Origin of the sequence: Microseira wollei NIES-4236 (assembly GCF_020521235.1) — a bacterium.
GTDB lineage: Bacteria > Cyanobacteriota > Cyanobacteriia > Cyanobacteriales > Aerosakkonemataceae > Microseira > Microseira wollei.
In genome coordinates this window covers 1-12,606 of record NZ_BLAY01000066.1, presented here as the reverse complement: position 1 = coordinate 12,606, position 12,606 = coordinate 1, and the positions used below count along the sequence as shown (strand labels likewise).

15 protein-coding genes and 3 pseudogenes are annotated in these 12,606 nt (G+C 46.0%); 5 read left to right on the top strand and 13 right to left on the bottom strand.

The window, feature by feature from the left end:
- Nucleotides 1–21 precede the first annotated feature (21 nt).
- Together MiSe_RS21530 and MiSe_RS21525 are read left to right on the top strand one after the other, a co-directional pair.
- Complete coding sequence (locus tag MiSe_RS21530; RefSeq protein ID WP_264196630.1) at nucleotides 22–405, top strand: cation transporting ATPase C-terminal domain-containing protein; 384 nt, start codon at nucleotides 22–24, stop codon at nucleotides 403–405.
- A 42-nt stretch (nucleotides 406–447) separates the two neighbouring features.
- Complete coding sequence (locus MiSe_RS21525; RefSeq protein WP_226584794.1) at nucleotides 448–1,146, top strand: rhomboid family intramembrane serine protease; 699 nt, start codon at nucleotides 448–450, stop codon at nucleotides 1,144–1,146.
- 635 nt (nucleotides 1,147–1,781) lie between these two features.
- Here the strand turns inward: MiSe_RS21525 and MiSe_RS21520 are convergent.
- The 11 genes and pseudogenes from MiSe_RS21520 to MiSe_RS21475 all read right to left on the bottom strand — a co-directional run bounded on the left by MiSe_RS21520 (nucleotide 1,782) and on the right by MiSe_RS21475 (nucleotide 9,361).
- Nucleotides 1,782–2,228: a ubiquinone biosynthesis protein COQ4 gene (locus MiSe_RS21520; protein ID WP_226584793.1), complete on the bottom strand. Its 447-nt coding sequence runs from the start codon at nucleotides 2,226–2,228 to the stop codon at nucleotides 1,782–1,784.
- A gap of 114 nt (nucleotides 2,229–2,342) precedes the next feature.
- Nucleotides 2,343–3,062, bottom strand: a complete 720-nt coding sequence (locus tag MiSe_RS21515) for an RNA ligase family protein (protein WP_226584792.1) — start codon at nucleotides 3,060–3,062, stop codon at nucleotides 2,343–2,345.
- 147 nt (nucleotides 3,063–3,209) lie between these two features.
- A complete protein-coding gene (locus MiSe_RS21510) occupies nucleotides 3,210–3,833 on the bottom strand; it encodes a LysE family translocator (RefSeq protein ID WP_226584791.1) in 624 nt (207 codons plus the stop codon).
- A 616-nt stretch (nucleotides 3,834–4,449) separates the two neighbouring features.
- Nucleotides 4,450–4,770, bottom strand: coding sequence for a DUF5615 family PIN-like protein (locus tag MiSe_RS21505; RefSeq protein WP_226584789.1), 321 nt, complete (start codon nucleotides 4,768–4,770; stop codon nucleotides 4,450–4,452).
- 24 nt (nucleotides 4,771–4,794) lie between these two features.
- On the bottom strand, nucleotides 4,795–5,070 hold the full coding sequence (locus MiSe_RS21500; protein ID WP_226584787.1) for a DUF433 domain-containing protein: 276 nt from the start codon (nucleotides 5,068–5,070) through the stop codon (nucleotides 4,795–4,797).
- 161 nt (nucleotides 5,071–5,231) lie between these two features.
- Nucleotides 5,232–5,510, bottom strand: a complete 279-nt coding sequence (locus MiSe_RS21495) for a BrnA antitoxin family protein (RefSeq protein ID WP_226584786.1) — start codon at nucleotides 5,508–5,510, stop codon at nucleotides 5,232–5,234.
- Nucleotides 5,473–5,613: pseudogene (locus MiSe_RS52810) on the bottom strand (BrnT family toxin); the annotation flags it as partial. The pseudogene MiSe_RS52810 and the gene MiSe_RS21495, both read right to left, overlap by 38 nt.
- Nucleotides 5,614–5,645: 32 nt before the next feature.
- Nucleotides 5,646–5,930, bottom strand: a pseudogene (locus tag MiSe_RS53935) (type II toxin-antitoxin system RelE/ParE family toxin).
- Entirely contained in the window at nucleotides 5,927–6,154 is a 228-nt protein-coding gene (locus tag MiSe_RS21485; RefSeq protein ID WP_226584784.1) for a hypothetical protein, read from the bottom strand. Before MiSe_RS21485 ends, MiSe_RS53935 begins: the two are co-directional and overlap by 4 nt.
- Nucleotides 6,155–6,332: 178 nt before the next feature.
- Nucleotides 6,333–7,616 carry a serine hydroxymethyltransferase gene (glyA, locus tag MiSe_RS21480; RefSeq protein WP_226584783.1) on the bottom strand — a complete coding sequence of 428 codons (1,284 nt, stop codon included), beginning with the start codon at nucleotides 7,614–7,616 and terminating at the stop codon, nucleotides 6,333–6,335.
- A gap of 436 nt (nucleotides 7,617–8,052) precedes the next feature.
- Nucleotides 8,053–9,361, bottom strand: a pseudogene (locus MiSe_RS21475) (RNA-guided endonuclease InsQ/TnpB family protein).
- Between the two features lie 611 nt (nucleotides 9,362–9,972).
- On the opposite strand from MiSe_RS21475, the gene MiSe_RS21470 reads away from it, so the two are divergent.
- From MiSe_RS21470 to MiSe_RS21460, 3 genes are read left to right on the top strand one after another with little or no spacing between them, the layout of a single operon-like run.
- Entirely contained in the window at nucleotides 9,973–10,170 is a 198-nt protein-coding gene (locus tag MiSe_RS21470; protein ID WP_226584781.1) for a hypothetical protein, read from the top strand.
- A gap of 31 nt (nucleotides 10,171–10,201) precedes the next feature.
- Nucleotides 10,202–10,339: a hypothetical protein gene (locus MiSe_RS21465; RefSeq protein WP_226584779.1), complete on the top strand. Its 138-nt coding sequence runs from the start codon at nucleotides 10,202–10,204 to the stop codon at nucleotides 10,337–10,339.
- Nucleotides 10,311–10,802, top strand: coding sequence for a Tic20 family protein (locus tag MiSe_RS21460; RefSeq protein ID WP_226584777.1), 492 nt, complete (start codon nucleotides 10,311–10,313; stop codon nucleotides 10,800–10,802). Before MiSe_RS21465 ends, MiSe_RS21460 begins: the two co-directional genes overlap by 29 nt.
- 8 nt (nucleotides 10,803–10,810) lie before the next feature.
- On the opposite strand, the gene MiSe_RS21455 is transcribed toward MiSe_RS21460, so the two are convergent.
- Nucleotides 10,811–11,602 (bottom strand): fumarylacetoacetate hydrolase family protein, encoded by a 792-nt coding sequence (locus MiSe_RS21455; protein WP_226584775.1) that lies wholly within the window; start codon nucleotides 11,600–11,602, stop codon nucleotides 10,811–10,813.
- Nucleotides 11,603–12,084: 482 nt separating this feature from the next.
- On the bottom strand, nucleotides 12,085–12,249 hold the full coding sequence (locus tag MiSe_RS21450; protein WP_226584773.1) for a hypothetical protein: 165 nt from the start codon (nucleotides 12,247–12,249) through the stop codon (nucleotides 12,085–12,087).
- Between the last annotated feature and the right edge of the window lie 357 nt (nucleotides 12,250–12,606).

Genomic DNA, 12,606 nt, shown 5'->3' with positions numbered 1-12,606 from the left:
GGTAACGTACTCAGGCGGATCTTGGCAATTACCATCGTCAATTGTCTGATTACCTTTGACATGTTTGAATGGGGTTTGCCAACCACAAATAATGTAAATTTAGCCAGAACAATAGCAGTTCAAGCATTAGTTGCCGCCGAAACCTTTTATCTTTTGAGTATCAGTCAATTTATCCCATCGCTGGTAGCTAAACTAGCCGGGAAATCTGAAAAGATTGCTTATGCACCCGCGATTGGGATTGCTTGTTTGTTGATTCTGCAAATTATCTTTAGTCAGTGGAGTATAATGAATCAGTTACTCGATACCTTCCCCCTCAATTTGACTCAAGCATTGATTTGTATTGGAGTAGGCTTACCCGTAGTTATCGTCGCCCTCTTGTTCAAACGCTTTGACCCACTCGATTGAAGAAATCCCGCTCAAATGTTCACTTGTTAGAGGAAAAAAACCGTGGTTCCATTACGCGATAACAACCCCACCACAACTACCGCATATGTTAACTATGGGTTAATTACGGCTAATATTCTCGTTTTTCTTTATCAAGTGAGCCTAACGCCGCAGCAGTTACAGAGGTTTTTATACGCTGCGGCGTTAGTACCCTGCCAGCTTTCAGCCACTTGTCCGATTGGCGCGGGAAGTCAAGGGATTCCTGAGTGGATGACTTTGATTACATCGCAATTTTTACATGGAGGGTTTTTACATATTGCGGGAAATATGTTGTTTTTGTGGATTTTTGGCAATAACATTGAAGACCGCTTGGGTCATATAAAATATTTGATTTTTTACCTAAGCTGCGGCGTTTTAGCAGGGCTAAGCCAGTGGGTTTTCTCACAAAATTCTACCATTCCCTCCTTGGGTGCAAGCGGTGCAATTGCTGGGGTGTTGGGTGCGTACATTCTCCGTTTCCCGCGCGCCGAAATTTTGACTTTAATTCCCTTGGGATTCTTTATAACTACCGCAAGACTTCCTGCCTATTTATTTTTGGGATTTTGGTTTTTCCAGCAAGCCTTTTATGGATTTGCTAGCTTACAAGTTCGCACCAATGTTGGTATGGAAAGTGGCGGCATAGCCTACTGGGCGCACGCTGGAGGCTTCGTTTTTGGAGCGATTCTTGGCCCCCTATTTGGGTTATACAACCGCCGCCCTTAAATTTTTAAATTTCTATCTAACGCAAGTTGCTAGTTATAAACAAGGGCTTTGCTAATGGCTAATTGCCAGCTTGCTAATATAGGATTTTTACTGACATTAGCCATTAGCTATTAGCCATTAGCCATTAGCCATTAGCCATTAGCTCCTATCCATGAGATAACTAGCAACTTGAGTTATCTACATTCAATTCAATTGAACTGCGGCTGTCACTTTCTCGTCACATTTGCTGTCAATACTAGAGCTAGCAGGAAAGGGTAATATGATGTCCGGCTTTTCATATCATGTCCGGTTGAACACTTATAATTAGGGCTGACGCTCTGACGGGGCGACGCGGCGACGGGTCGAAGTTTTTATTGCAAGTAATTAAGCGGACATGATATCACCCATAATTAAAACTCAGAGCATCCCCGTGTCACCGCGTCAGAGCGTCATATCATGTCCGGTTCTTCACCCATAGTTAGGAATGACTTGGGAGAACGGTGACACGGTGACGCTCTGAGATTTTTATTAAGGGTAATTAGGCGGACATCATATCAGTCCTAACTATGGGTAATCAAACGGACATCATTCAAGGTCTCACCTTTGTTTCTTTTCTCGTCTTGCGTAAGTTCTGACTTTGTGAGACACTCTTGCATTCACAGGACGATGCCGTGTTCTCGGCGAATTTCAACTATGGATTGTTCCTTTAGCTGGGAAAGTTCCTCTACAGCTAGCCTCTTTTTCATGCGTAAGCTCTTGGAGATAATGGCAATGATGCGTGGAAGGCAGGTAAACCAGATGCCGATCAATTTGAGGTGTCCAATATTAGACAAAACATTGCGATGCTCTTGGTTAGCAACTGCGCGATGCATCTTGCTGATTTTTGCCGTTGTGCCAAAGACCATCCATATATGTGCAGCGATTTCGTCCTCCATAGAAGTGCCACAATTAAACAACACGTGTACTGCATCATGCCGATCTAATGCTTGCGTTATTTCCGCCGACATTTTGTTTGTCATGTCGCCTTCATGCTGTGATGCGCGCAATTTTTGAATCGCCTCACCCAGTGTAATTAAAGTACTCGAACCAAAATTCTCATTCATAGCAACGTTCCTATTCTTGTATAGCCTAACAAACAACATCACACAGGACTTACGCAACTGACACGTTGAAACAGGTTTGTAGTAGTCTCAAAATGGGTCAATCAATGGCCTATCCTACTTAACACGACGTTTAGCATGACGTTCGTAATCCTCAAACCGCAATTTTGCGATCGCATTTCTGGAAACGGTTCTAGCCACAATACCTTCGCCTCGACCACCTGCACCCTCATCGAGTGCAACCTTAGTTTGCGGCAGCGTTGCCTTAAGAAATTCATAGGTTTCTTGAATACTAACTGGCAGCGCCGCAACTGTGGCAATTCGCGGCGTTAGCTCAAATCCGTAATTTTTTGCCGCATTATTGAGTTGCTCTTCATCAAGGAATGCCTGACCACCATTGTCCCGCCATGCTGCTAGTTGCTGAACAGATTTAGAGAACAACGCTTCTATTTCTGTGAGGACTGCAACATCAAACAGTCGCCAACCAATGTTTTGCTGTGACGTGTATTGCTTGCTAGCAGCCGTAATTTTACCCCCATAAAGTTCAAGGTATGCAACAACAATCTCACTCTGTGCCTGGGGCAATGTGTCTGCAACGTTTTTGAGGGCATCCACGATACCGAGTGCCGGATTGCCAATCAGGTCGCCTTTTGCAAACAGCAATTCTTCTCTGCTACCTAAGACAAAGTTACCATCAGGCAAAAGAATGATGCGAGAGTTAGTACCGTCTACTTTCTCTGTCAGGATAACCTCGCCATCAAAACTAACCGTCTCTTCTAGTAAAGCTCCTTTATCCCCTAGTGTATGGTATGTAGGGATACTGGGATATTTAGTCATGGAATTGAGCTTGTTTAGGTCACAAATCCCCATGGCAAAATCGTAACTCATATGACTGCATAATTTAAATCTTACTACAACCATATCACAAAAACAATAAAAGTCAATCCTGCCAGAGGGTTTAAACAAAAAATATTGATATTATGATTAAGGTTTTGTCACTAAAAATACTCCAACAGCAATCATTACACAGCCAGCGGCAATGTTTATTCTGTTTCTTATTTTAGAATTAATAAGCAATCTAGCTCTATCTGCCATGAATGCATAACCAAGTTTTACACCGCCTACGGCGACTATAGCGATCGCTATGATGATGCCGGTATCAAAATAAGATATTTTAGAAATATCAAGAAAAGCTGGAAAAAAGCCAAAATAAAATAAGATGGCTTTTTGATCGGCTAATGTAATCAGCAGTCCAGTCATAAAACTGGACAGCAAAGAGGATTCTATAACCTCCTCGGTTGCCACGTCCTGCGATTTTGACCTGCATAACCCTATTCCCAACAACATAAGATAAGCACCACCAAGGTATTTTATTAGCACAAATAGGTTACCCATCGTTTCAGCAAGAAACGATAAACCCCAAATGGCTATGATTATGAAAATGATGTCGCCAAGTACTATTCCTATGGTTGTTAAAACACCATGAATAAATCCAGATGTAGCCGCTCTTGTGGTGACAGCAAGTACGCTGATACTGGGAATAGATGCCAGAACAATCATGGCACTGAATAATGCAAGGATACTGCTAAATGTCATATTGCTTTGCATGGGGATAATGCCTAACGACTGAAGTCGCGGCTACACAAACAAAGACCGCCTTCGCGGTCTATAAAATCAAGGGTATCATCAATCCGGATTTGGTCTAGCTTGAGATTTTGTAGATTTTGTAGGTTGGGTTGAGGTACGAAACCTATCCTCAGACTGTTGGGTTTAACTATAGTGAAACCCAACCTACTACTACAAACAACTGGGATCTTTCCGAAGTGCTTTAATAGTTTCTTCATAGATTATCATTCGGACAACTATCCTCGCATCATAAATACACATAGCTAATCCATTATCCTGCGGATTCTCTGTTAGCTGACAACTCCATTTCACTAATTTTCCTCTCATACCGTTCAGTGCTTCTTGGAAACTTCTCGATCTAAGGTCTTCTTCAAGATGCCTAGTCATAGCTTTAGCTTCTGGTTTCCAAACTCCTTCCATGTACCACATATCCATCCGCATATTTTATGCTACACCAACAAATACGCCTCGAAAGTAGAGGTAAATTGTGTTTTCTTTTGATTCAAGTTGTGTTTGCATAACTTAATTGGTTACGTATTGATAAGCGAAGTCTCCCACCCATCAGCAACTTCTGACAGATAGGAGACTTCGCTGTTCTTCAAATATACAGAATTTGGTTTTCCATCTCATCGGCTGTTGTACTGTTGAGGATTGTAAGTAGCCTTCGCACAATTTCCTGATACGGGTTCCTCACAGCAACGATGATGCCGTAATGCAACATCTCTTGTTCAAAATACTCCCGTGCGATCGCCTCAAAATCATTCCGATTGTGGGTGAGAATAGCTGCTTTCTGACTCACAGCGTACTCTAGTTGCTCTACATCAGTCTTTCCCAGCTGTCCTGCAAGCTTTGCGGTAGTTGCCTCAAAACCGCGAGAACGTAATAAGCTAGCCACAAGCACATCTACATCTTCATCCAAATAGACGGAAAATATCAGTCATGATTACCGAACCCTTGGATCGATTAGCTCATCGGGAATGCGGTTACGTTCAATGTACTCATTAATTTCTGCCTGATGATCCAAGTAGTAACTTAATGCGTCGAATACTTGTGATAAAGTAAGGTGCGGCAAACGATGAGGAATTTCTTCTGGTGTAACCCCGATCCGCCACATTTCTACAATTGCCCGAACTGGTGTTCTTGTCCCCTTGATAATAGGTTCACCACTAAGAATTTCATCATTTCTGACAATGTGACAATGTTCTGTTGATTGAACCATAAAAATTGCTCCAAACGGACACTCCGCATATATTTTAGCTTTGTATTACCTATTGAAAAGCGAAGTCTCCCACCCATCAGCAACTTCTGACAGACTCGCACTCCACGACGCCAACTCAATTCTGCGTGGCGATTGAGCCTACCATTGAGTGCAGCAAGCTATTAGACAGGTTGCTTGCCGGTGCTACTTTCTATATGACGGCGCAACACTGAGTGAATCAACTCCTTATCGTTTCCGCCTTGGGAACGGAACCACGCCATCACTTCGGCGTCAAGCTGGAGCATATTTCGAGCTTGTGCTGCTGGAATTCTCAGCGTTGCCTGCTCGAAAAATTCATCCGTCAATGGTGGAATGTCCGAGTAATCAATCTCGTCATCTGCGATCGACTCGAATGCTGCCCAATCAGTACGAGAGGTATTCTTCGAGTCGTTGCCGTTCATAGCGATTCGCCCGTCGTGCTGAAATAATCCGAATCACCTTCTCTGCTCTTTCTGTCCAGATCGCTACCGCTACACCGTTACCGAGAAACCCGATACCAATCCAGGGTTGTTATGCCGCCGCAACTACCGACGCAGTTAATAAACTTCATCATGCGTTCCGATGTCGAGCAGAACAATGACTTCAGTTTTAGTTTGCGAATCTTGTTCAATGGAAAAGACTATACGACAATCCTAGCCGCAAGAGCAGGACTGAAGACCTTCGAGGTTGCCGCTCAGTTTGTGCGTACCCAGGTTTGGGGCAAATACGTCTGCTTCCATTTGTTGAAGAGTGTCTTCAATACGTTGCTGGATGTCAACGTTTCGCTTTACAAACTTGCGGAATGCTCGTTTGAACTTGGGGGTTAAAACCAAAGCTCTCATGCTTCTGGATCGTGCAAAGACTGGCGCAATGCTGCAACCACATCTTGGGCTGACTGGGGTTGAAATTTACCTGCACGGAAATCCGCCAAGGTTCTTAGTGCATCCGCAGCGATTTCTTTTCGGCGGCTTTCGTGGTGGCGATTTTGCAGAATTTTGATCAGCATTTCCTGCTGTTCATAGGGCAGTTGTAAAGCGGTTTCTAGCACTTGGTCGAGAGTATTCATGGAATTAGGCTATTACCTCTCTTGTTGCAACAGCTTAGGAAGTTAAGTAAATTGTATCGCTCATCTGATCGAGTTGCGAGGTACTCTCTTTTCACCCATCAGTTAATTCTGATAGATAGGAGACTTCGCACTGCAAGAGAAACCCGGTAACTTCTGCGAAACCGGGTTTCTGGGCAATTTAAGCTAAAGCAGGAACGGGTATTGTCAGATGCGGATATAACGGGAAGCGCGAACACAACGACGCTACCCGACCCCGACAGTCACTCGCTACTGTTTCATCTTCCGGATGCAACAATCGGTCTGCAATAATGTTGGCAATTTCGGTAAATTCTGCCGTTCCCATCCCCCGCGTGGTCATCGCTGGCGAACCCAAGCGCAAACCCGACGTCACAAACGGCGATTCGGTATCAAATGGCACTGTATTTTTATTCGCCGTAATGTTCACGCCGCTGACCAGTTTGTCTGCAAGCTTTCCGGTCATGCGTATGCTACGTAAATCTACTAGCATCAAGTGATTGTCAGTGCCGCCGGATACAATCTTGAATCCCCGTGCTTGCAGTTGGGCTGCCATTGCTTTGGCATTTTCGATTACTTGCGCGGAATAGGTTTTATATTCGGGTTTGAGGGCTTCGCCAAACGCCACTGCTTTAGCGGCGATGACATGTTCCAATGGTCCGCCTTGAGTACCGGGGAAAACGGCTTTATCGAGTTGTTTGCCCAATTCGACGTCGTTGGTCATAATTAAACCACCTCTGGGGCCGCGCAAGGTTTTGTGGGTGGTGGTGGTGACGACGTGACAGTGGGGTAGGGGATTGGGGTGATGTCCGGTGGCGACTAACCCGGCGATGTGGGCGATGTCAGCTAACAGGTAAGCGCCAATTTCGTCGGCGATCGCTCTAAACTTTTCAAAGTCGATGATGCGGGGATAAGCCGAATAGCCGCAAATAATTAATTTGGGACGATGTTGCAGCGCCTGTTCCCGCACTTGGTCATAATCTAATTGCTCGGTTGCTTGACTGACGCCGTAGTGCTGAACTTGAAACCATTTCCCCGATACATTCACCGGGGAACCGTGGGTTAAGTGTCCGCCGTGGGACAAATCCATCCCCATAATCGTATCCCCTGGTTTGAGCAGGGACAGGAATACGGCAAAATTGGCTTGAGCGCCGGAGTGGGGTTGGACATTCGCCCAAGCAGCGCCAAACAGTTGCTTAACTCGGTCGATGGCGATTTGCTCGATTTTATCGATATATTCGCAGCCGCCATAGTAGCGCTTTCCAGGCAATCCTTCGGCGTATTTGTTGGTTAAAACCGATCCTTGGGCGGCTAGAACAGCTGCTGAGGTAAAGTTTTCGCTAGCAATTAATTCTAAATGGTCCCGTTGTCGCCCAAGCTCTTGAGCAATCAAATCTGCAACGATTGGATCGGTTTCGGCTAAGAAGTCTAAGTTAGTGTGAGTCACCTTCAATCTCCGGGAGTATGGAAGTCCCCATCTTTTAAGTGGGGGATGAAATACAAAAGCGAGCAATTTTAATTGCCGTCCCCTTTCGGGGTGGAGGGGTATCGTTGCCCCTCCCTGGGGATATGGTTGTCCCCTTTCACCCATTTGGGGCGAAATTTAGCCAAGGCCATGGTTATCAGTCGGTACTATCTCGGTCGCACTGCTTTACCCCTCGTAATACTGTTTAACAATCGAGTTCTAGAGCTACTTGCCTGGCGGAAGCATTTGCAGGTAGGAACCTAAACGCTTACCGATAACTTCGTTTCCCCGTTGCCGGGACTCGGGCCCGTCAGCTACCTAAAGATTTGAGGCGATTTTGCCCCGTCTCTTTAGAGCGGGGTGCTGACAATGGGTCCTGAGAATATCTGTTGACCCTCCCCCCTCTTAGAGGGGGATTCTACAAGGAGGCGAAGCCCCGGCATAAATGCACGTTGCTCCGCTTTGTGCTTGCCAATTTCCACAGGAAAATCCTGGGTGGGGAGGTCAATGTCCCCCTACTCAGTTTACTTAGATCGAGTCCAAGTATTCCGGCTACTTTTCGGAGCATGTTTGATGCCCCGTTGGCATCCGCATTAATATAAAAGTTATTCGCAGCTCCGTTACAACCGCGCTTCACTCGCTTGCCCTCCGACTTCCATGTTTCGGGTTTCTCACCGTATTTGGCAACTGTATCGCCGTCTAAAAACGATGCTGCCGATGTGTTTGCTTCCTCCGTTTCAATAAACTGTATGCCGTATTGTTCGCACAATTCTTGCATACTGCTTTTTAGTTTATCCCTAGGTCGCACAAAAGATTGGTTATTGCGCTTGCCAATGTTTATCTCTGGCTTAATGCCTTGATTCCATCCAAAAACACTGCGCCCATTCTTATTTTCTCGGCAATGGTTTATAACAATCCTTGCCGCTTTGTTAGCGGCGTCACCCATCTGCCGATTGCGTTTCTCTGTCAGATAGGCAAGTCGCTTAGACCAAAATCCTTGAGGCTTACCTTCTTTAATTTTGGCAACTGATTTGTTGTCCCACTGATTTAATGATTTGATGTGCCGACCATCAATAATGAAAGAGGTATTGATATTACTGACCCATGTCAACCAGTTCACCAATCCGCTATCAATACCCAGCGATCGCGATCGATCTAGTTCAACCGATGCGGTTTTTTGAATGTAGACCCACTCGGCGTAAAAGCATCGATTGCGGGGCAATATGCGGACTTCTTTGATATCTTCAAACCGCTGGTTGGATGCCATGGTTAACCAGAAGGCTTCTAGCCCAAACCAAGTTTTACAAAGCTGTCCCAGAGGATCGCGTACTTGCTTACCCACCAACTTCAAAGCTTGCTTTGGATAAGTAGCGACTGCCATGCCTTTGGATTTGCGGTACCTGGGTGGGCGAGGTCTGTTTTCGATTTCACCTTTTTTGTGGGAATTAATTAATTCCTGAAACGATTTAAAAGATTCGGCTATACCGTTGAGTGCCTGCTGCCCGACTTGATAATATACTGCACCGTAATGGATGTTTGTTTTCATCTTGCTTGCACAATACAGCGCTTCCTGACTTGCCGGACAGGATTCTTCCGGTTTTGAAATATATTTGGCTGGCATAGTATGTACCGCAGTTTATTAAGTCATTGATTTCGCTGCACAGGTACTCCAGAATAAATGTTAAATCTCGGCTTTTCGGTATTAGCTCCTGTTGACAACCGTACAAACTCATCACCTCCTTTAACAAACTAAATTATACTATTTGTTGGTAATCAAAACTTTTTTTTAGCGAATTTTAACCTTTTAATATTGACTGGTTGGATCTATCCAACCTCTGGTTTTCATCCCCGCACCTACTGGCGAGGGGCTTTCAACCTTGTTTTTGGTAACGATTTTAAGTAACGGTCGTGCGATCGCGTTCCTCATGATAGCGCCGTTTTTCCAATCTCTGACCAAGAAGACGCACCAGACAAAGGAGTTGGGGAGACGCTCTTTGCGACCATTCTCAAGTGAGAAGCTCCAGGTCTTGAGCCTCCCGAATTTAAACGCGCGAGAAGAAGAAAATTGTTCGGAGTTGGAATCCCCTGGCGCCTACCATGGGGTGTCCCCGCGTCCCCGTGTCCCCGAGTCCCCGCGTCCTCCTCAAAGAAGTTCAGCCTCTTTTTAACAACTTGGGCATCGGATTTGCCATATGCCGACCGCAAGCACTAGCGTTCGCGTGGTTTGGCGTGTAGGAGGAGCTTAAGTTAAGCTATGTGTGTATTTATACCATTTTCCCCGATTGTTAACTTAAAATTAACTCAGATGCATCACCGGATGTACTGGAGGTGTCAAACTATGTTAGTCATCTTAATGGAAGAGCAAGTCCTTCCTCCCCAAGTTGTTTGTCAAACTTGCTTGCTAGCTGACCACAGCGGTCAACCCCGCTGGCGAGGCGGTCAACTGCGTTGCGGTCACGCCGTTGGCAAACTGGGGGAAAATCAACCAGACCAGTACGAATGTCAAATGGGTTTCCGCATCGCCAATATCAAGTAGTAGCGCCAGCGAACTTAAGTAATATCCAGGCATGACAGCCAAAGACGCCCCTAGCGCCTGGGTTCGGTCTAGTGCGGCGTGGCTGCGCTATCCTGGGTTTAAGAGGAACGATTCTGATGGCGCGAAAGGAGAAAAAATCGATGACTTGGCGGGGAACGACGACGGTTAGAGATCGCATTTTTGCCAGCCTTCCTTATTTGCTACCTTTGATTGATGGGCTAGGCTTTGGAGGGTTTTTATTTGGACAGTTTCCTGTTTTGAGGGTGCTTTTTCTGCCCCTGCAACCTGTGTTGATAATTTATGGTATTCTCGATAGCTCTTTTTTTGGATTGGGTGGGTTAATTATTTTCTTTGCTTTATACCTTCTGGTGGTTAGAAACGAAAGGATCGCCCACTTTATTCGCTTCAATACGATGCAGGCTATCCTGATAGACATTGTTTTGGTCTTATGCCGTCTGATCGTGCCAATTTTGGCGAAAGGTATTCAAATTACCTTTATCATTGAAACGATTTTCAACGTTATATTTTTGGGCGTCTTGGCAGCAGTAATTTACTCGGTAGCGCAGTCGCTGCTGGGACGTTATGCAGAAATTCCCACGATTAGTGACGCCGTCCACATGCAAGTGCGATAGAAACAGCACTAAGAGGGTGCGGTTGAGGGTCTTGCGACAACGGTATTATCCAGAAATCCAATGCCCTCAATTTCAACTCGCACGCGATCGCCCACCTGCATCGCCCCTATCCCCGCTGGGGTGCCTGTCAAAACCACATCCCCAGGCAGCAAGGTCATTACTTGACTAATATAGGACACCAGTTGCTCAGGCGAAAATACCATCTGCTCGATGGACGCCGATTGTACTGGCTCTGGATTATCATTCAAAAACGTTTGCAATCTGGCTCCTGGACTCAATTCTCGCACGATCCAAGGGCCTAACGGACAGAAGGTATCGAATCCTTTAGCTCGCGTCCACTGACTATCCTGTCTTTGTAAATCTCTCGCCGTCACGTCGTTGGCGATGGTGTAACCCCAAATTTTCGCTCCCGCTTGTTGGGGCGTACAATCGAAGGTGCGATCGCCAATCACTAGCGCCAGTTCCCCTTCGTAATCAACGCGCTGAGACTGGGGAGGATACCAAATATCGGTAGCAGTGGGAATTACCGTTGTTGGTGGCTTCAAAAATAATAGCGGCTCTTTTGGCACATCGGTTCCCATTTCGTTGGCGTGAGCAGCATAATTTTTACCCACCGCTACAATTTTGGACGGCGCGCAAGGAGCCAGTAGCTTGTAACTGTCTGGTTCTAACTCCACATTGGTAGGTTGACCTTGCAACCAAGGGGGCGCATCCAGGACGATCACACTGCGACTCAGTTGTAATAAGCCGTAATAAGTCTCACCCTTTGCAGTCTGAACTCGGACGTAGCGTTTAGCCATAAATTAGAGGGAAAGGGAAAAAGGACAGGGAAAAACAGACTATTAGCAGTCGGCGATCGCCTAGTGCGATCGCCGACTGCTATTGACACTGTATGAGAACGGGAGCGTGGTAGCACGGTATTTTTAAATCGACACCCAAACGCGACTCGGCATTTTTAACTATTGGTGAGTTTGACTTGCTCTGGGTCCCACGCTGAACACCCAGTGTCAGCGTGTGGATACATGGACCCCTCAACAGGGTTGAGTAGGACTCAATGTCCCCGCCACAGGCTTTTTCGGGAGGCTTTTGATATAGTCCCGAATCACTTCTGCAGACGAAATACCCTGTTGTTGAGCGTAACTTTCCAGTTTGTCTCGTTCCTGCGGGGTCAGTCGGATAGGAAAAACTAGAGTTCTGGCCATAATTGTATTCGGAATGTAATACGATTATGGGATCAACAATAGTTGCACAGGATTCGTTTCCGGGCTTGTGTGTGTGAAAGTTAGGCTGATACGCCATAACATCCACCGTTTTGGGGCAGCCCTTGGTCACCAGAAATAGCATTGCGCGTGGTGTCAAAGACACCTATTGCCATCAAAAATCGATAGGTTGTACCCAGGGACTCTGGGGAAGGAAAACGCCTATGCAGTCGGTCTGTCGGGGTCATAAATAGGTAACTGTTTCTGGCTAGATCAGAGGCGAAACACCTGCAAGGGAAGAAACTAGGAATGTCCAATCGCGAGCTTGGAAGCCTACACTCACAAGCTTTCTTTCGGGGGGAAGCGAAGCTTCCCCCCGAAACGTCGCGCCCGATAGGGTGAGTTTAGGAGCATGTCACCTGCTGTCAAAATATGTTACGATGTTTGGCACTCATTTTAGGTGAGGGCAAAAAGTTAGCCGTTCTGAAAAACCTATGCAAAGCTAGGCATTCCTAGAATTTGCAACCTGTCAGAACGTGCAGACTAAGCGAAAGCTACGATTTTTGAGTCATGACACCAGTTGGTGAACGCCAGCCTTCTGCTCT